1 protein-coding gene is annotated in these 350 nt (G+C 55.4%); it reads left to right on the plus strand.

Translation table 11 applies throughout. The annotated features are described in order from the left end of the window. On the plus strand, positions 1 to 350 hold a 350-nt coding region (locus EN852_RS41905), incomplete at both ends, for a hypothetical protein (protein WP_210238308.1).

Here is a 350-nt window from a genome sequence, read left to right on the forward strand (position 1 = left end):
CTGCGCCCGTGACTACGACAGCGACGAGGAAGGTTACATCACTGCGAACGGCGCCAGTATCTGCGATCGTTGCTTTGACCGTAACTACTTCCGCTGTGACGGAACCGGCGAAGTCTACAGTAATGACCATCGCGTTACTGTAGGAGACGAGGAATACTGCCAGTCGTATGCATCCGAGCACTTCACATACTGTGAATACGAGGATGAGTACGTCGCCAACGAGGATATAGTTGAGACGGTCGACGACGAGTCTGTCTCAATACACTATGCTCGCCGCGAAGGCTTCCACTGTGCTTACTCGGACAAGTGGGACCTCGACATGTCCCGCCGCATCCGCCTGAGCGACGGTC

It is taken from the genome of Mesorhizobium sp. M2E.F.Ca.ET.209.01.1.1 (assembly GCF_004010375.2).
GTDB lineage: Bacteria > Pseudomonadota > Alphaproteobacteria > Rhizobiales > Rhizobiaceae > Mesorhizobium.